The organism is Parasphingorhabdus sp. (assembly GCF_059726685.1).
On the sequence record NZ_AP041068.1, the window covers coordinates 496,371 to 513,681 of the forward strand.

General features: G+C 54.5%; 14 protein-coding genes. 12 read left to right on the forward strand and 2 right to left on the reverse strand.

Going from position 1 to position 17,311, the window contains the following annotated elements; genetic code table 11:
- Positions 1-2 precede the first annotated feature (2 nt).
- Complete coding sequence (locus AC6I9Z_RS02475; RefSeq protein ID WP_461457342.1) at positions 3-2,585, reverse strand: TonB-dependent receptor; 2,583 nt, start codon at positions 2,583-2,585, stop codon at positions 3-5.
- Between the two features lie 529 nt (positions 2,586-3,114).
- On the opposite strand from AC6I9Z_RS02475, the gene AC6I9Z_RS02480 reads away from it, so the two are divergent.
- From AC6I9Z_RS02480 to gpmA, 4 genes are all read left to right on the forward strand, one after another.
- Complete coding sequence (locus tag AC6I9Z_RS02480) at positions 3,115-5,025, forward strand: DUF3604 domain-containing protein (protein ID WP_461457340.1); 1,911 nt, start codon at positions 3,115-3,117, stop codon at positions 5,023-5,025.
- 15 nt (positions 5,026-5,040) lie between these two features.
- Positions 5,041-5,868, forward strand: coding sequence for a peptidyl-prolyl cis-trans isomerase (locus AC6I9Z_RS02485; RefSeq protein WP_461457339.1), 828 nt, complete (start codon positions 5,041-5,043; stop codon positions 5,866-5,868).
- Positions 5,865-6,836, forward strand: coding sequence for a HupE/UreJ family protein (locus AC6I9Z_RS02490; protein WP_461457337.1), 972 nt, complete (start codon positions 5,865-5,867; stop codon positions 6,834-6,836). Before AC6I9Z_RS02485 ends, AC6I9Z_RS02490 begins: the two co-directional genes overlap by 4 nt.
- A 153-nt stretch (positions 6,837-6,989) precedes the next feature.
- Entirely contained in the window at positions 6,990-7,676 is a 687-nt protein-coding gene (gene gpmA, locus AC6I9Z_RS02495; RefSeq protein WP_461457336.1) for a 2,3-diphosphoglycerate-dependent phosphoglycerate mutase, read from the forward strand.
- A gap of 24 nt (positions 7,677-7,700) precedes the next feature.
- Here gpmA and AC6I9Z_RS02500 read toward each other — a convergent pair whose 3' ends face one another.
- Positions 7,701-8,180, reverse strand: a complete 480-nt coding sequence (locus AC6I9Z_RS02500) for a GGDEF domain-containing protein (RefSeq protein WP_461457334.1) — start codon at positions 8,178-8,180, stop codon at positions 7,701-7,703.
- 338 nt (positions 8,181-8,518) lie between these two features.
- Between AC6I9Z_RS02500 and purE the strand changes: the two genes are divergently transcribed.
- From purE to lspA, 8 genes are all read left to right on the forward strand, one after another.
- Positions 8,519-9,031 carry a 5-(carboxyamino)imidazole ribonucleotide mutase gene (gene purE, locus AC6I9Z_RS02505; RefSeq protein WP_461457332.1) on the forward strand — a complete coding sequence of 171 codons (513 nt, stop codon included), beginning with the start codon at positions 8,519-8,521 and terminating at the stop codon, positions 9,029-9,031.
- Positions 9,032-9,040: 9 nt separating this feature from the next.
- Positions 9,041-10,111 carry a 5-(carboxyamino)imidazole ribonucleotide synthase gene (locus tag AC6I9Z_RS02510; protein ID WP_461457331.1) on the forward strand — a complete coding sequence of 357 codons (1,071 nt, stop codon included), beginning with the start codon at positions 9,041-9,043 and terminating at the stop codon, positions 10,109-10,111.
- Positions 10,112-10,146: 35 nt separating this feature from the next.
- On the forward strand, positions 10,147-10,641 hold the full coding sequence (locus tag AC6I9Z_RS02515) for a dihydrofolate reductase (protein WP_461457329.1): 495 nt from the start codon (positions 10,147-10,149) through the stop codon (positions 10,639-10,641).
- On the forward strand, positions 10,638-11,852 hold the full coding sequence (locus tag AC6I9Z_RS02520) for a dipeptidase (RefSeq protein WP_461457328.1): 1,215 nt from the start codon (positions 10,638-10,640) through the stop codon (positions 11,850-11,852). Before AC6I9Z_RS02515 ends, AC6I9Z_RS02520 begins: the two co-directional genes overlap by 4 nt.
- A gap of 8 nt (positions 11,853-11,860) precedes the next feature.
- Positions 11,861-12,781: a bifunctional riboflavin kinase/FAD synthetase gene (locus tag AC6I9Z_RS02525; RefSeq protein WP_461457326.1), complete on the forward strand. Its 921-nt coding sequence runs from the start codon at positions 11,861-11,863 to the stop codon at positions 12,779-12,781.
- Positions 12,778-13,761: a glycerophosphodiester phosphodiesterase family protein gene (locus AC6I9Z_RS02530; protein WP_461457325.1), complete on the forward strand. Its 984-nt coding sequence runs from the start codon at positions 12,778-12,780 to the stop codon at positions 13,759-13,761. Before AC6I9Z_RS02525 ends, AC6I9Z_RS02530 begins: the two co-directional genes overlap by 4 nt.
- Positions 13,762-13,834: 73 nt before the next feature.
- Positions 13,835-16,744 (forward strand): isoleucine--tRNA ligase, encoded by a 2,910-nt coding sequence (gene ileS / locus AC6I9Z_RS02535; RefSeq protein WP_461457323.1) that lies wholly within the window; start codon positions 13,835-13,837, stop codon positions 16,742-16,744.
- Positions 16,741-17,241 (forward strand): signal peptidase II, encoded by a 501-nt coding sequence (gene lspA / locus AC6I9Z_RS02540; RefSeq protein WP_461457321.1) that lies wholly within the window; start codon positions 16,741-16,743, stop codon positions 17,239-17,241. Before ileS ends, lspA begins: the two co-directional genes overlap by 4 nt.
- Positions 17,242-17,311 lie beyond the last annotated feature (70 nt).

Consider the following 17,311-nt stretch of genomic DNA (forward strand, 5'->3'; position numbering starts at 1 on the left):
TCTTAGAATTTGCCGCGCAGGGTCAAACCGTACATGCGTGGTTCCTGAATGAAGGTCGAACGTGAACCTGAACGCAGCACCGTGTTAAACGTAACACCGCGGGTCACTTCATTGGTCAGGTTGGTCACCCAGGCTTCAATGCCCCAAGCATCATCAATGTCGCCGATACCAGCGCGCATGTTGATTTTGATCGTGCCATCCTGAACATCGAACGGATTGAGAGCCGCTACATCAACAGCCGCCTGTACGCTGCCCGCCGCTGTAATGGCTGCAGCATTGGGAACGACGATCGCCTGCGTTGATGTCCGGCGATCACTTTCGATCCGAAGCTGGCCATTGACGAAGAACTTCAGGCTATCACCAAGGTCACGATCATAGGTTGCCCCCATGATACCCACCCATTTCGGAGCGTTGGTCAGCGAGTTGCCACACAGGCTCAGAACATTAGGAGAGGTTTGTGTACCAGCACAATCGCTCGGATATCTTGCATCCGTGTAGGTCAAACCGCCATTGATTGTGAAATTGTCATCCGGACGAATGACAGTCTCAATTTCGACGCCAGTTGATTTCGCGCTGGGCACGTTAAACGTCGTAAACTGAGCGCCAGTGAATTCCAGAACCTGGAAGTCGGTGAATTCCTCATGAAAACCGGCAACGTTCAAGGTAATCGCATTATCCAGGAATTTGGCTTTCAGACCAACTTCATAAGCATCCACTTCTTCAGAAGCAAAACGCGGATCCGCGCCGCCAGCAGCAGCCGTGGAATCGAGGTTAAAACCACCCGACTTATAGCCATGGGTAAAGCTGGCATAGACCGTTACCGGATCGGCAAACTCATAGCTTACCTTACCTGTGTAGATCAGCTCTTCGTCGCTAAACTCGCTGACGAAAGGCCGTGGCAGCGGGAATGGATTTGCATCCGAACCAATGGCTGGTGCGACAAAAGCAAAACAGCCCAGTCCGAAATAACTGTTGATCAGAGGGCTCATAGCACCACCGGGAAGACCCCCGGCACCAATCTGTCCCAAAGTCGCAGGGCAGAGATCATTAGTGATCGCTGGCTGAGAGAAGGAACCATCCTTGCTTTCATCCGAATAGCGCAGACCAACCGTCAGTTTCAGACCTTGCGCAACTTCCAGCGTGTTATGCGTAAAGATCGACCAGCTTTTACTGCTTTGCGTATAAGCATTGGTGGTCCGAACCGTTGCTGGATCAATACCAGTCAAAGTCTGCAACGGCGTTGCACCTGCAAAAAGCGGACTTGCGGGGTTCAGCGTAGCACCGCCGGTACCTGCTGCCAAAAGCGCGCCTACAAGACGATCATAATCAGCGCCTAGACCAAAGTTCGTTGACTGCGTAATATCCTCATCAGAATAATAACCACCAACCAACCAGTTCAGTGCACCGCCAAATGCTTCACCCTGAACACGCAGTTCGTGGGTCATCGTATCAATGGCGGTATCGCTACCGGGCAGAACGTTAAAAATATCAAGGCCCGAGAAGTCTGAGTCATAGGCTTCTTCTGCCCGATATTCACGGTAGGAACCGATGTAAATCACATCAGCACTGTCGCTGATAGGAACTTCAACTTCCGCCGTAATGCCCCATTGATCGTTGGACGGGTCAGCACGCTGGTCGGATGTTGCAATCCGATTGTCCACGGCACGCTGTGCTGCCGTGACGTCGAAAGGAGTCAGAGCAACATCTGGTCCGGCCATACCGCCGCGCGGACCAAGGCCCACCGCTGCAAATAATCCTGCCGTTTCAATGCCGGATTGCAGAACTTCAATCGCAGCACAGCAGCTCGCCGTGCTCTTGGAATAGTCAGCAATCAAGCGCGCCTGAATGCCGCTATCACTTTCAAAGCCCAACTGGCCACGGATCAGATATTGCTCCGTATCGTTGGAATCGCCAACACTACCGCCATTGCTGTCGATAATATCAACAAAACCGTCACGCTGGCGATAAGCGCCGGTCAGACGAAATGCGAGCGTGTCTTCGATAATTGGTGCGTTGATAGCACCCTGCACACTTATATGGTCGAAATTGCCATAGGTCGCGTTTACGAAGCCGCCAAATTCATCCAGGTCTGGACGCTTGTTGGTAATGTTCAGAGCACCGGCCGATGTGTTGCGTCCGAAGAGCGTGCCTTGCGGGCCACGAAGGACTTCGACACGTTCCACGTCAACAAACTCACCAAGCGCGACGCCTGGGCGGGACTGATATGCGCCATCTACGAAAATACCGACCGCTGATTCAAAGCCGATATTGTTAGATGTGGTACCGACACCGCGAATACGCAGAACAACCGTACCTGATGCCGTCTGGGCATTGGAAGTCGAGAAGCTTGGGGAAACGCTGCCGATATTCTGAACGTTAACAACGCCCTGTTGCTCCAGCTGCACCGGGCTAACCGCCGTCACAGCAATCGGAATATCCTGGACATCTTCAGCACGGCGCGTCGCGGTCACGATGATGACATTATCATCAACTGTTTCTTCAGCACCTTGATCTTGCGCGTATGCTGGCACTGTCATGGCACTCGTACACAGTGCTGCCATAAGGACGCGATTCAAACTCTTCATAATCATTCTCTCCCGTTGAACTCTCCGGCGCCTGTCATTTATCCCTGTAAAATGGGGAGGGGATGCTGATCTTGTTACGTCGGTCGCTGCACACAGGTCGTTTAATTAGACCGCTAAATCAAGCTGATATCGGCGGATCGACACAGAAAAAGCCGCGCAGTGGCAAAAATGATACAATGTAAAATGACCGATTTCAGTCAAAATCAGCGCTCAAAACACTATCTGTGGTATATTTGATGCGTCCTGCATACCATCAGGCGGAGTCTGTGAATCCGGCGCACAAACAGGTAGCTGAAACAGGCTTCATTGCAAGACCGGAATATCGCGTAACAATTTCTAAGCATTGAGCTTTTCTGGGAACTTGTGGTCAACTCGCAAACATTGCAGCGACGCGGCACGGTGCCCCGAAACCAATCAGGAGGAGGGGATTTCAAGCGCGCCTTGACGATCAGAAATTTGGTCCACTGCGGTCATACTTGCATAAGTGTTTTAACTGGGCCATTAAATCCCGACGGGGAGGGAGATGGAGATGATACGCAAATTTTTAACGCTAACGGCAATGGGTGCGCTGATGGCCGGTTGTTCCGGTGACACCGATACGCAGGAGAAAACCGGCATCGCTCTCGCCCCGGGCGAGACGCTTGAGCAACCCAATCCTGACCGAAATGTCTATTTTGGCGACCTGCACATTCATACCCGCAACAGCTTTGACGCCTATATTTTCAATGTCCGTACAACACCGGAAGATGCATATAAATTCGGCATGGGCGAGGGTATCACCCATCCGTCCGGCTATGATCTGAAACTCGAAGGTCCGGCGCTGGATTTCATGGCAGTCACCGATCATGCAGCCTATCTGGGTCACTTACCGGCAATGGACACCGAAGGCACTGAAATTTCAAAGCTTGAGATGGCAAAGGATATGTTCAGCACGGATCCTGATAAAATTATTGCCGCCTTCCAGCTGATTGGTGGATCGGTTCGCGACGGCCGCAAAATGGATGGTGTTTATGATGCCAAAATCATCGGAGACGTGTGGAAAGCCACCGTCGATGCGGCAGACAAATATTATAAGCCGGGTAAATTCACGACTTTCGCCGCCTATGAATATACCGCCACGCGGGTGACGCAAGGCGAAGGCGGTGGTTTTGCCGGCGGAAATCTGCACCGCAATGTCGTATTCCGCGATTCCGCCCCCGACATGCCCTTTGGCACGCTGGAATCGAGCAACCCCGAAGATTTATGGTCATGGATGGACGAACAACGCGCAGCCGGGATTGACGGACTTTCGATTCCGCATAACAGCAATGTGTCGGACGGCGAAATGTTCAAGCTGGAAACCTATAATGGCCAGCCACTGACCAAAGCCTATGCTGATCAGCGGATGCGCAATGAACCGATCGTCGAGATCACGCAGGTCAAGGGTACATCGGAAACCCATCCGTCCCTATCACCCAATGACGAATGGGCGGATTTCGGGATCTACGAATATCTGCTGTCTTCACAAATCAAGTCCAAAACAAGCAGCGGCGACTATGTCAGGCAGGCTTATGCCAATGGTCTGGTGCTGGAAGACAGGATCGGCAGCAACCCGTTTCAATTCGGCTTGATTGGATCCACTGACACTCATGTCGCCGGCGGATCATTTGATGAAAAGAATTTCTGGTCCAAAATCGGTGTCGTCGACGGCACGCCGGAATCGCGAGGCTCCGTCCCGCCGGGCGGCAAGAAAAGCTGGGAAGGTGTGACGGTCGATCCGCGCGCGGCCAGCTGGTTCTCACGCTGGGGCGCATCCGGCTATGCGGCAGTCTGGGCCGAAGAAAACACCCGCGAGGCGATATTTGACGCGATGCGGCGCAAGGAAACTTATGCAACCACCGGCACCCGGATAAAATTGCGCTTCTTTGGCGGTTTTGATTTTGATGCCGCCATGCTGGATGATCCGGAAATGGTATCCAAAGCCTATAATGATGGCGTCGCCATGGGCGGCGACCTGGTTGGTGAGGACAAGGCTCCCGGGTTTATCGTCTGGGCCATGCGCGACGCGATGAGCGCGCCCTTGCAGCGAGTACAGATCGTCAAAGTCTGGACCGATGGCGGCAAGACCAATGAAAAGGTTTTTGATGTTGCCTGTTCCGACGGCGGCACGGTCGATCCGGTCACTGCACGCTGTCCTGACAATGGCGCGACAGTCAATCTGACGGATTGCTCCATCTCAACCGACAAAGGCGCGCCGGAACTCAAGACATTCTGGCGCGATCCTGAGCATAAGGCGGGACAACGCGCATCCTATTATGTCCGGGTGCTGGAGAATCCCGTTTGCCGCTGGTCAACATGGGACGCGATACGCGCAGGCGTACCGCCTAACCCGGCCTTGCAAAAAACCATTCAGGAACGCGCCTGGTCTTCACCCATCTGGTATGTGCCGACCAAGGCCTGATTGACGGGATAATCTGTGAAAATATTTCGAGATCCGATCACGCATTTCGTTCTGATCGGGCTGGCATTGGTTGCCATCAATCATTTCTGGAACGGCTATCAAGGGGAGCAAGGCCGGACGATCACTGTCAGCGCCGCCGAGATAGACCGGTTGAGTGCGCTATGGGCCAACACCGCCGGTCGCTTGCCCACTGGTGAGGATAAGCAGCAGATTATCGACCAATATGTGCAACAGGAGGTACTGGTGCGCGAGGCCCAGCGGCTTGGCCTTGGCGATGATGACACGATCATCAAGCGCCGCCTGGCACAGAAAATGGATTTTCTGGTTAGTGGCGAAAGCAAGGCAGACAATCCTTCTGATGCCGAGTTAGAGTCATGGTTTGACGCAAACCGCGACAAATTTGCCGCGCCAGAACGGCGAAGTTTTATCCATATCTATCTTAGTCCGGAGAAACATGGTGGTGCGATTGAAAGGGTGGCGGCCAACATTTTGCAGAACGTGCAACCAGGAACAGATTGGAAAGGCCTGGGCGATCCCTTCATCCAGAAGCGCAGCTATGCCGCGATACCGGAAAGTGAAGTGACCCGTCTGTTCGGACCGGATTTTGCCAGCGCGATCTTCAAACTGTCGCCTGGACAATGGAGCCCACCCATCGGGTCTGCATTCGGACTGCATCTGGTTCGCATCGAAGCGATTGACGATGCAGCGGAGGCGAATTTCGAACCGATCAGGGCCGAGGTCGCCGCGGCATGGAAAGAAGACCAGAGCACCAAGGCCAAGAAAGCGGCACTGCAAGAGCTGGTGCGCGGTTATGATGTGGTGATTGAGGGCGCAGACGAGTGACAATCATACGGCTCAGTTTTCTTTGGGCCCTTTTCATCTGGCTCTGCGGCATATCAGCCAATGCCCATGAAATCCGGCCCGCCGCTCTCGAACTGACCGAGCAATCCGGCGGCACTGTTACGGTCGTCTGGAAACAGCCAATTCTGTCCGGCCGCAAGCTCAAAATGCGTCCTGTACTGCCGGACCAGTGCCCGGCGCCGGAGACGACACGTCAACTCATTTCCGGTGACGCAATTGTCGAACGCTGGCAGGTTTCATGTCAGCTCGACAAAGGTCGTATCATGATCGAAGGCCTCGATCGCACGCTCACCGACGTTTTTGTCCGCCTGAGCACGGCGGATGGCGAAGAGACTACGCATATTCTGCGCCCGGCCAGTGCGTCTTTTGCCTTGGGCGATCCCGGTGGATCCCCTGCTCGCGCCTATCTGCAAATCGGTGCAGAGCATATGCTGTTCGGCTGGGATCACTTGTTGTTCGTCCTTGGCCTGTTGCTGCTCACCCCGGTGCGCAAACTGCTTTGGGTGATCACCGCCTTCACGCTGGGCCACAGCATAACCTTGGCGATTACCGCGCTCGGTCTGTTCAGCTTACCGAGCAAGCCCGTGGAGTTACTGATCGCGCTGTCTATATTCTTCCTCGCCGTCGAAGTGGTCCGCAAATGGGCCGGAAAAACAAGCCTGACCATCCGCCGACCATGGTTGATCGCGCTAGGCTTTGGCTTGCTCCACGGCCTGGGTTTCGCGGGGGCGCTGGCCGATATCGGCCTACCCAAAGGTCAGGAAATCTGGGCATTGTTGCTGTTCAATCTGGGCGTGGAGATCGGACAGATCCTGTTCGTGAGTGCCATATTGGCGGCGTTATGGCTGATCGGTCGGTCACCTGTTGATCGGCGGAAATGGGTGGAGATACCAGCCGTCTATCTGGTGGGCGGGCTCGGGGCCTTTTACACGCTTAGCCGGATCCTGTAATCGACCGACAGCAGCAGTAGTGAAATCGCTTTCCTGCAGGACGAATTTTCATATATTTCGCGGTCTATAACTATACCCCGTCATCATTATCTGGCTTGGCGGACCTCTCCTTCACCGCTACAGGTTTCTTAACAGCAAATTTAAGGACATCCTATGCCTCAGCTCATCCTTCTTCGTCATGGCCAGTCACAATGGAATCTGGAGAATCGATTCACCGGCTGGTGGGATGTTGATGTCACCGAAAAAGGAATTGAAGAAGCCAGAGCGGCAGGACGCCTGATGAAAGAAAAGGGCATTGAATCAGACTTGTGTTTTACCAGCTTGCAAAGCCGTGCGATCAAGACGCTCAACCTGGCGCTGGAAGAAATGGACCGTCTATGGCTACCAGTGGAGAAAAACTACCGGCTGAACGAGAGGCATTATGGCGGGTTGACCGGTCTCAACAAACAGGAAACCCGACACAAACATGGTGATGAGCAGGTGCATATCTGGCGCCGCAGCTTTGATACACCGCCGCCGCCAATGGCCGCCGACAGCGAATACCAAATGTCCTCCGACCCGCGCTATGCCGGGATTGAAGTGCCTGCGACCGAGAGTCTGAAAGACACAATCGCCCGCGTACTGCCTTATTGGAAAACACGGATTGCACCGGAACTCCAGTCAGGCAAGCGCATCCTGATCTCTGCTCATGGCAATAGCCTGCGTGCGCTGGTTAAACATCTGTCGGGCATTTCGGATGATGAAATTACCGGTCTGGAAATTCCGACCGGGCAGCCGATTATCTATGATCTGGACGATGATCTGAATGAAAACGAACGTTATTATCTATCGGAAAGATAAATGCAGTGGGTACTGGCGGCCTTTTTAACCGTCATCCCTTTTTGACCGATACATGGCTTCATCAGCGCGGGACATCAGGGCAGATACCGTATCTGCAGGTCCGACAAAGCTATAGCCGATGGCAGCGCCAAGTTTCAGAACCTGGTCGTTATATTTCAGATCGGTCGATTGAATGAGGTCTATCAATGAAAGGATTTTTTTCTCCACCCGGTCAGCATCAAGATTGTCGAGGAGCAGCGCGAATTCATCTCCGCCGATCCGCGCAACCATATCGCAAACACGGATATTTCCCTTCAATATTTTGGCCAGACAGACCAACAATGCGTCGCCTGCCCCATGTCCATGGGCATCGTTAACGACCTTTAGGTCATCAACATCAAGAAAGAGCAGAGCCGTATTATCTCCATAGCGTTGGCACCGCATGATACGTTTTTCCAAACTCTCAATGAAAAAACGGCGATTCGGCAGTCCCGTCAGAGCATCATGATTTGCGCGCATTTCCATTTTAACAAGCTCTTCTCTCAATCGCATATTTTCTGATTGAAGAGCAGTACAATGGGTGCATTTTTGTTCACCTTGATTGCTATTAGTCGCTTCACCTATCAATCTTCCACCCCCAGTAGCGATATTATTTTTACGAATATTTGCGCTTTCTTGGCCTTTAGTTTGTCATATATTGGCTAGTCAACAAAATTGATAGTCGACGGCGGTCAGAGTCCTGTTTTGTAAAACTATAGGCTGAAATGATCTTGCATGATGGCCCAGATACTCATTGCTGCATTGCGTGTGGTGCATTTCATGGCTAAACGATTTTGCTTCCGCGACACTATTCAGGTGCAAGCATGACCGAAGCCACGCCGAAAACCGGCCATCAGACCACGCCGCAAATTGGCATCATCATGGGCAGCCAGTCTGACTGGGCGACCATGCGCCTTGCGGCCGAGATTCTGGAACAGCTGGATGTTGCGCATGAAGTCAGGATTATTTCGGCACACCGGACACCGGACCGACTCTATGACTATGCCAAAACGGCGGCCTCCCGGAAGCTGAAGGTGATTATAGCTGGCGCGGGCGGGGCGGCGCATCTGCCGGGCATGGCGGCGGCAATGACACGAGTACCTGTGCTTGGCGTGCCGATACAGTCACGCACCTTAAATGGCGTCGACAGCCTGCTTTCCATTGCGCAGATGCCGGCGGGTATCCCGGTCGGAACCTTGGCCATTGGTGATGCTGGGGCGAAAAATGCCGCTCTGCTGGCCGCCGCGATTCTGGCAAATGACGACGAGGCTTTAGGGCATCGTCTGGATCAATGGCGTGCTGATCAAAGCGCAGCCGTAGCAGATGAGCCGGAATAGCTGGCTGCGATGACTCCACTCCCTCCCGGCTCGGTCATTGGCATATTGGGCGGCGGTCAATTGGGCCGTATGCTGGCAGTCGCCGCGGCACAACTTGGCTATCGCTGCCATATCTACGCGCCCGACAAAGCCAGCGTTGCCGCAGATGTTGCTGCAAAATTCACCTGTGCACAGGATGATGATATTGAGGCATTGGGCAAGTTCGCCGATGGCTGCGACGTGATCACTTTCGAATTTGAAAATGTTCCCGTCGCATCACTCAATGCCACCGCCGGCCGTGCCCCGCTTCATCCGCCGGTTGGAGCGCTGGACATTGCACAAAACCGGATTGCGGAGAAAAATTTCGCGCGCACTCACGGCGGCACAACAGCCCCTTTTGCCGAAGTCACGGATTCGGCATCACTGGACAAGGCGATCGATGACATCGGCGCGCCGGCCATCTTGAAAACCATCCGCATGGGCTATGACGGCAAGGGGCAAAGCAGAATTAAGCCGGGAGACGATTTGGCCGTTCATTGGGATGCTGTCGGTCATCAACCTTGCGTGGCTGAAGGCTTTGTAGAGTTCACACACGAGTTTTCGGTCATATTGGTGCGCGGACAGGATGGCGCCGTCCGCTACTGGGATACGCCGCATAATGTCCATGAAGACGGTATATTGGCAAAATCCCTGCTGCCCGCACCCGGTCAGATAATCGAGCAAGAGAAAGCTGCCCGCGCACTGGCAGCAAAAATGGCGGAAGCGATGGACTATGTCGGCGTACTGACATGCGAGTTTTTTGCCACTGCCGATGGGCCGGTGTTCAACGAAATGGCGCCGCGTGTCCATAATAGCGGCCACTGGACAATAGAGGGCGCGATCACCAGCCAGTTTGAAAATCATATCCGGGCGATCTGCGGATTGCCTCTCGGCGACACCGGATTGGCTGCTGATAAAGTGGAAATGACCAATCTGATTGGCGGCAATACCGACGAGTGGCAGGCGCTGCTGACAGACCCGGCCAACCATCTCCATCTCTATGGCAAAACCGAAAGCCGCCCCGGTCGGAAAATGGGTCACGTCACGAAATTGTTTTTCTGATTTGCACAGGATTTAAACTGGGGTAGGCGCATTTCATGAATCACCCGGAAATCATCATGATCCTGGCCCGCGCTGACAATGGCGTGATTGGCAAAGACGGTACGATGCCCTGGCACTTGCCAGCAGACTTGCGGCATTTCAAATCGCTGACCCAAGGCAAGCCAATGATCATGGGGCGCAAGACTTTTGACAGCCTCCCCGGCCTGCTGCCAGGACGCCGTCATATCGTGCTGACCCGTGATACGGAGTGGGAAGCGGAGGGCGCCGAGGTGGCTCACGATATTCAGGATGCGTTGAAAATTGCCAACGCTCCGCACATAGCGATTATCGGCGGTGCTGAAATTTATCGACTCTTTCTGCCCAAAGCCGACCGAATTGCGCTCACTGAAGTGCATATCGACGCCGAGGGCGACACGATGACGGAGCCTTTTGATTCCGACATCTGGCAAGAAAGCGAACGAGAAACGCATGATGCGGAAAATGGCAGGCCGGGCTTTTCCTTCGTCACGCTGAAACGGAAAAATATATGAAGAAGTTTTTCATCGGACTATTGGTCGTTCTTCTTGCCTGCATTGCGGCCTTTTTCATTTTCGCGCCCAGCATATTTGAAAAACAGACAAATATGGTCGACGGCAAACCGTTGCCGGAAATCACGGCGGAGTCCCAAAAGCTGCATGACAGCCTGATGATTGTCGATCTGCATAGCGATACATTATTGTGGAAGCGCAAAATCAATGACGCTGTCGATTATGGTCATGTCGACTTGAAACGCATGCAAGATGGCAATGTCGGTCTGCAAATATTTTCCAGCGTTACCAAGACGCCGAAAAACCAGAATTATGACAGCAACAGCGCCGACAGCGACAATATCACTATGCTCACTGTTGCTCAGCTTCAACCCATCCGCACCTGGTCTTCCCTGCTGGAACGCCAGTTGTGGCACGCAACAAAATTGGATCTGGCCGTATCCACTTCTGATGGCGCCATGGTTGCAATAAGCGAAGCCGGCCATGTGCAAGGGTTGGGCGCGGCGCGCGGCGGTGACGACAAACCGATTGGCGTCATGTTCTCTGCCGAAGGGCTGCAAACACTGGAGGGGAAACGGGAGAATCTCGACAAGCTTTACGACGCAGGCATGCGTATGGCCGGGCTCGTCCATTTTTTCGACAATAAACTCGCCGGATCCATGCACGGCGAAGAAAAAGGCGGACTCACTGAATTTGGCCGCCAGATTGTCCAGGATATGGAAGAAAAAGGGATGATCGTGGATATCGCCCATTCAAGCCATGAAGCGGTGGCCGACATTTTGAAAATGGCGCGGCGTCCGGTTGTCTCAAGCCACGGCGGTGTGCAAGCGGTCTGCGGAGTTAACCGCAATCTGACCGATGAGGAGATCAGGGGCGTGGCAGCGACGGACGGTATTATCGGGTTGGGCTATTGGGACGGCGCGATGTGTGACACGGACCCCAAAAGCGTTGCCAAAGCGGTGAAGCATGTCCGTGATCTGGTCGGCATCGAACATGCCGCCTTGGGTAGCGATTTTGACGGCGCGGTAACGACCCGTTTCGACACCAGCGGGATTGTCCATATCACTCAAGCCCTGATGCAGGCGGGCTTCACCGAAGAGGAAATTCGCGCGGTGATGGGAGGCAATGCCATGCGGGTGCTGCAGCAGGGTTTAATCCCTTTAAAAGATTTACCCAAAGAAGCGGTTGAACAAACCAGCGAAACTGGTCAATAGCGCAGGTCATGCGGCTAAGTGGGCAAAACAGGATTCCAGAAAATATGCGCGGCGCGATCATCGCGCTGGGTAATTTTGATGGTTTTCACAAAGGTCATCAGGCTGTCGCGCAAACAGCCATAGACTGGGCCAAAGAAGAAAGTCGGCAGGCGATTATCGCAACCTTTGATCCGCATCCTGTACGTCATTTCCAGCCCGATGCTCCGCCCTTCCGCTTGACGACACTGAATCAGCGGGAGCGGCTGTTCACTGCAGCCGGTGCCGACGCAATGCTGGTCTTTGAATTTGACGCAGAACTTGCGGGCACCACGGCTGAGGATTTTGTCGAAAAATTGATGGTCGAGAGGTTTGGTGCAGCGGGCATTGTCACCGGCGAGGACTTCACCTTTGGCAAGGGACGCGCCGGCAATATCGAGGTGATGAAGCAACTCGGCGAGCCTTTGGGCCTTGCCACCAAATCCGTCGGACCCGTGAGCGACAGTGATGAAGTCATCTCCTCCAGCCGTATCCGCGACGCGCTGAAAGCTGGAGACTGTGAAACCGCAACCAAGCTGCTGACGCGGCCCTTTGCCATTGAAGGAACGGTTATTCACGGCGATAAAAATGGCCGCAAGCTGGGATATCCCACCGCGAATATCGACATCGATCACTATTTGCGCCCCAAATATGGCATTTATGCCGTTAAAGGCCGCTTGCCCGATGGCCGTATCGTCAATGGAGCCGCCAACCTGGGCATCCGGCCGACTTTCGATCCGCCAAAAGAGTTGCTTGAGCCCTATTTCTTTGACTTTTCCGACGATCTGTACGGGCAGGTGATTGAGGTCGAGCTCCATCATTTCCTCCGCGGTGAGGCGAAATTTGACGATCTCGATGGCCTGATGGCGCAGATGGAAAAGGACTGCGCGAAGGCCCGGGACATGCTTGGATGATGAGCAAGCTGCTATGGGGGCTTGGCGGCCTCTGGATGCTTTTCCTCATCGTCCTTTTGCTTAACAGTTCCATATGGGCGCCCGATCCCGAAGGGCAATTGAAGATGGTCGCTCATCGCGGCGTCCATCATCTCTATGATCCGGCGGGTGTAGGCCGGGATGATTGCACGGCGGTCCGCATGCTCCCGGGACAGGAAGACCTGGAGATTTTCGAGAATACTATCCGCTCGATTCAAGCAGCTATTGGCATGGAGGCGGACATGATCGAGGTGGATGTCGCACCAACCAGAGATGGCAAGATGGTGCTGTTCCACGACTGGACCGTCGATTGCCGCACGGACGGCACAGGCAATGTAAGAGACCTGACGCTGGCGGAACTGCAATCACTGGATATCGGTTATGGCTATTCGTCCGATGGCGGCCAGACATTCCCGTTGCGCGGAAAAGGGGTCGGCGAAATCCCGACTGTAGAAGAGGCTCTGGCATCCGGGGGATTCAAACCCTTTCTGTTCAATTTCAAAAGCAATGATTCCGATGAAGCGGACCAGCTGCATGCCATCCTGAAAAGCGCAGGCCGGAACGCCCTGAAAGAAGGCGATGGTTTTTATGGAGCCGAAGCTCCGGTGAAACGCATGAAAGAACTCATCCCCGGGACATGGGCCTGGTCCAATGCTGGCGCCAAAACCTGCGCCACGGACTATGCCTGGATGGGCTGGCTTGGCGTCATGCCGGACAGCTGCAAGGACGGGACGCTGGTGGTACCGCTCAACTATCAATGGGCCTTTGCCGGGTGGCCGAACCGTACCATTGCCCGGATGGAAGCAGCCGGTGCGCGCATCCTGATTATAGGCCCGATGACGGGCGGCGAAGCGAGCCACGGCCTTACCCATGGAGATCAGCTGACGGACATTCCGGCGAACTTCAACGGCTATGTTATGGTTGAGGATATCAGGAAGGTCGGACCGGCTCTTGTTCGATAGCGGACAATGGTGATCAGGCGGCCGTGAAATCCCGCTTGCGCCCGCGCGCTGCCTCGCCTAATCCCCGCCAATCATGACCGAGAATACACCCGCCAAAGAGCGCGATTATAAAGACACGGTTTTCCTGCCGAAAACCGATTTCCCGATGAAAGCCGGCCTTGCAAACAAGGAACCGGCGATTCTGGAGCGCTGGCAGACTATCGGGCTGTATGAAAAGTTGCGTGAGGCCCGTGCGGGACGGGAAAAGTTCATTTTTCATGACGGTCCGCCTTATGCCAATGGCAATATCCATATTGGTCATAGCCTCAACAAGACGCTCAAGGATCTGGTGGTCCGCAGCCAGAATCTGCTTGGCAAGGATGCGCCCTTTGTGCCCGGCTGGGATTGTCATGGGCTGCCGATCGAGTGGAAGATCGAAGAACAGTATCGCAAGAAAAAGCGCAACAAGGACGAAGTGCCAGCCAGCGAGTTTCGCGCCGAATGCCGCGAATATGCGGACAAATGGGTCGGCGTGCAGCGCGAGGAATTCAAGCGGCTCGGCGTGCTGGCACAGTGGGACAAGCCCTATCTCACCATGGACTATGACGCCGAAGCGGCGATTGTCACCGAGCTGCTGAAGTTCGCGGAAGCGGGACAGCTCTATCGCGGCGCGAAACCGGTGATGTGGTCGCCGGTCGAGAAAACCGCGCTGGCGGAAGCCGAAGTGGAATATGAGGATATTACCTCGACCCAGATTGATGTGGCGTTCGAGATTACCGAAGCACCCAATGCGCCAGAACTGGTCGGCGCGCATGCGGTGATCTGGACAACGACGCCCTGGACGATTCCGGTCAACCAGGCTTTAGCATACGGTAAAAGGGTGCTATACGGTTTGGTAGAAGCGACCAATGTTGAGGCGCTGGCAGGTAAGCGGTTCTTGGTAGCTCGGCAACTTGTGACCGAGTTCAATAAGCGCCTTGATACACAATTTGACCAAACGGTGTTGCTCAAGGGAATAGACTTAGGCGGAGCTATCGATGGAGCGGTTCTCGCCGGCGCTATCGCCAAACACCCGATGGCAGATACCTTCCCAGACAGCGATTTCTACACCAAACCGCGCCCTTTCCTCGACGGCTCGCATTTCGTCACGACTGAGGCAGGCACCGGCCTTGTCCATATGTCGCCCGACCACGGCGAGGATGATTTCGAGCTGTGCAAGGCCAATGGCATCAACCCGGTATTCGCGGTCGATGCCGACGGTGTGTATCGCGAGGATTGGGACTGGCTGCCGCGCGGTGATGAACGCGCAGGCGGGGTGATCAACAAGAAATTTGTCAGCAGCACTGGCCCGATTTGCGAAGACCTGCGCAAAGCCGGCGGCTTGCTCTCGGCCAGCGATGATTTCCAGCACAGCTATCCGCATAGCTGGCGGTCCAAGGCGAAGATCATCTATCGCTGTACGCCGCAATGGTTTGTGCCGATGGATGAACCACTGACTGCGCCCAGTCAGATCGAGCCGATTGAAGACGACGAAGACAAAACTGTCGTTGGCCATGCCGAAGGCGTCGCCGCAACGCTACGCGAAACCGCGCTGGCAGAAATTGACAAAACCCGCTTTGTGCCTGCCCGCGGTCATCGCCGCCTGCAATCCATGCTGGAAGGACGCCCCGATTGGGTGCTGAGCCGCCAGCGCGCCTGGGGCGTTCCGATTGCGCTTTATGTTGATCGCAAGACCGGGGACTATCTCAACGACCCGGCGGTCAATGAGCGGATTATCGCGGCCTTCAAAACCGGTGGCGCCGATGCCTGGTTCGATGCCGATCATCAGGAATTTCTGGGCAATAAATATAGGCTCGATGATTATGAGGTGATCACCGACATTCTCGATGTCTGGTTTGACAGCGGCTGCACCCATAGCTTTGTGCTGGAAAGCGGCAAATGGCCGGATCACCAGACGCCCGCCGATCTCTATCTGGAAGGCAGCGACCAGCATCGCGGCTGGTTCCAGTCGAGTTTGCTGGAGTCATGCGGCACGCGCGGCCGTGCGCCTTACAAGGCAGTGCTGACGCATGGCATGACGCTCGACAAGAACGGCAAGAAAATGTCGAAGTCGCTCGGCAACACGCTTGACCCGCAGAAGATTATCAACGTCAATGGCGCGGATATCCTGCGCCTCTGGGCGGCCAGCGTCGATTTCACCGAAGACCACCGGATAGGCGATGAAATCCTGAAAGGTGTCACCGACAGCTATCGCAAATTGCGCAATACGTTCCGCTACATGCTCGGTGGTCTCAGCGATTTTGAGGAGAGCGAGCGCGTCGCCGTGTACGATATGCCCGAGTTGGAGCGTTATATTCTCCACCGCCTGGCCGAGGTTGATGCGAAGCTCAAACAGCATGTGAATGACTTCGCTTTCGGCCCCTATATCCGCGAGCTGACCGCCTTTGCACAAGATGATCTCAGCGCCTTTTTCTTCGATATCCGCAAGGATTGCCTCTATTGCGACGCGCCGGATGATCCCAAGCGTATGGCGTACCGGACGGTCATGGACATATTGTTCCACGCCCTCACCCGCTATATCGCACCGGTGCTGGTCTTTACCGCGGAAGAAATCTGGCAGAGCCGATTCCCCGACGAGAATGACTCAGTCCACCTGAAAGAGTGGCCGGAAGTCGATAGTGCCTGGGCCAATGACACGCTGGCTGACAAATGGGGCAGTATCCGCACCGCACGGATTGCCGTGACGGAATCGATTGAACCGCTACGCCGCGAGAAAACCATTCGATCCAGCCTCGAAGCCGAAGTCACTTATCCGATGGCCGATCTACCAATTGATGCCGCCGAGTTTGCCGAACTGTGCATTGTTGCTGATGTGAAGGATGGCGCGGATATTATAGTGACCAAAACGGATCATCATAAATGCGGTCGCTGCTGGCGCCTGTTGCCCGATGTAGAAGAAGACGGCGCATTATGTGGCCGCTGTGATGGAGTTCTCAACGCATGAACGAAGCCGTCAGTAAGTACCGGATTACCGGTTTGGTTGTCGCATTCCTCATCTTCATTGCCGACCAGTTCACCAAATATATGGTGATGCATCCGCTCGATCTGAAGGCCAAGGGCCAGATTGAATTGCTGCCCTTTTTCAACCTGACCTGGGCGGAAAATTACGGGGTATCCATGGGATTCCTGACGGCATCGACCGATTTTCAACGCTGGGCGCTGGTCGCCCTGACCGGTGCGATCGGCATCGCTGTCCTGATCTGGATGTGGCGGGAAAAGGCGAAATGGGATATTATTGCGCTTTCCTTCGTCCTCGGCGGGGCGATGGGCAATATATTGGACCGGGCGCGGCTCGGCTATGTTGCTGATTTTGCAGACTTACATATTGGTGACTTCCGCCCGTTCCTGATTTTCAATGTTGCGGATGCGTGCATTTCCATCGGTGTTGTAATCTTGCTTGCACGCGCGCTGTTAATACGCGAAAAGCCGGATGAAGATTAATATTCAGCTTGGTGACAGTTGACCCATGGCAAAGAGCCCGCCAAAGGCTCTAGAGAGATTTTAAGGGAAG

Excerpts from the sequence above, each read along its gene's own strand:
- AC6I9Z_RS02475 (WP_461457342.1), bottom strand. The coding sequence starts at position 2,585 with ATGAAGAGTTTGAATCGCGTCCTTATGGCAGCACTGTGTACGAGTGCC.
- AC6I9Z_RS02480 (WP_461457340.1), top strand. The coding sequence starts at position 3,115 with ATGATACGCAAATTTTTAACGCTAACGGCAATGGGTGCGCTGATGGCC.
- gpmA (WP_461457336.1), top strand. The coding sequence starts at position 6,990 with ATGCCTCAGCTCATCCTTCTTCGTCATGGCCAGTCACAATGGAATCTG.
- AC6I9Z_RS02500 (WP_461457334.1), bottom strand. The coding sequence starts at position 8,180 with ATGGAAATGCGCGCAAATCATGATGCTCTGACGGGACTGCCGAATCGC.
- purE (WP_461457332.1), top strand. The coding sequence starts at position 8,519 with ATGACCGAAGCCACGCCGAAAACCGGCCATCAGACCACGCCGCAAATT.
- AC6I9Z_RS02510 (WP_461457331.1), top strand. The coding sequence starts at position 9,041 with ATGACTCCACTCCCTCCCGGCTCGGTCATTGGCATATTGGGCGGCGGT.
- AC6I9Z_RS02515 (WP_461457329.1), top strand. The coding sequence starts at position 10,147 with ATGAATCACCCGGAAATCATCATGATCCTGGCCCGCGCTGACAATGGC.
- AC6I9Z_RS02520 (WP_461457328.1), top strand. The coding sequence starts at position 10,638 with ATGAAGAAGTTTTTCATCGGACTATTGGTCGTTCTTCTTGCCTGCATT.
- AC6I9Z_RS02525 (WP_461457326.1), top strand. The coding sequence starts at position 11,861 with ATGCGGCTAAGTGGGCAAAACAGGATTCCAGAAAATATGCGCGGCGCG.
- AC6I9Z_RS02530 (WP_461457325.1), top strand. The coding sequence starts at position 12,778 with ATGATGAGCAAGCTGCTATGGGGGCTTGGCGGCCTCTGGATGCTTTTC.
- ileS (WP_461457323.1), top strand. The coding sequence starts at position 13,835 with ATGACCGAGAATACACCCGCCAAAGAGCGCGATTATAAAGACACGGTT.
- lspA (WP_461457321.1), top strand. The coding sequence starts at position 16,741 with ATGAACGAAGCCGTCAGTAAGTACCGGATTACCGGTTTGGTTGTCGCA.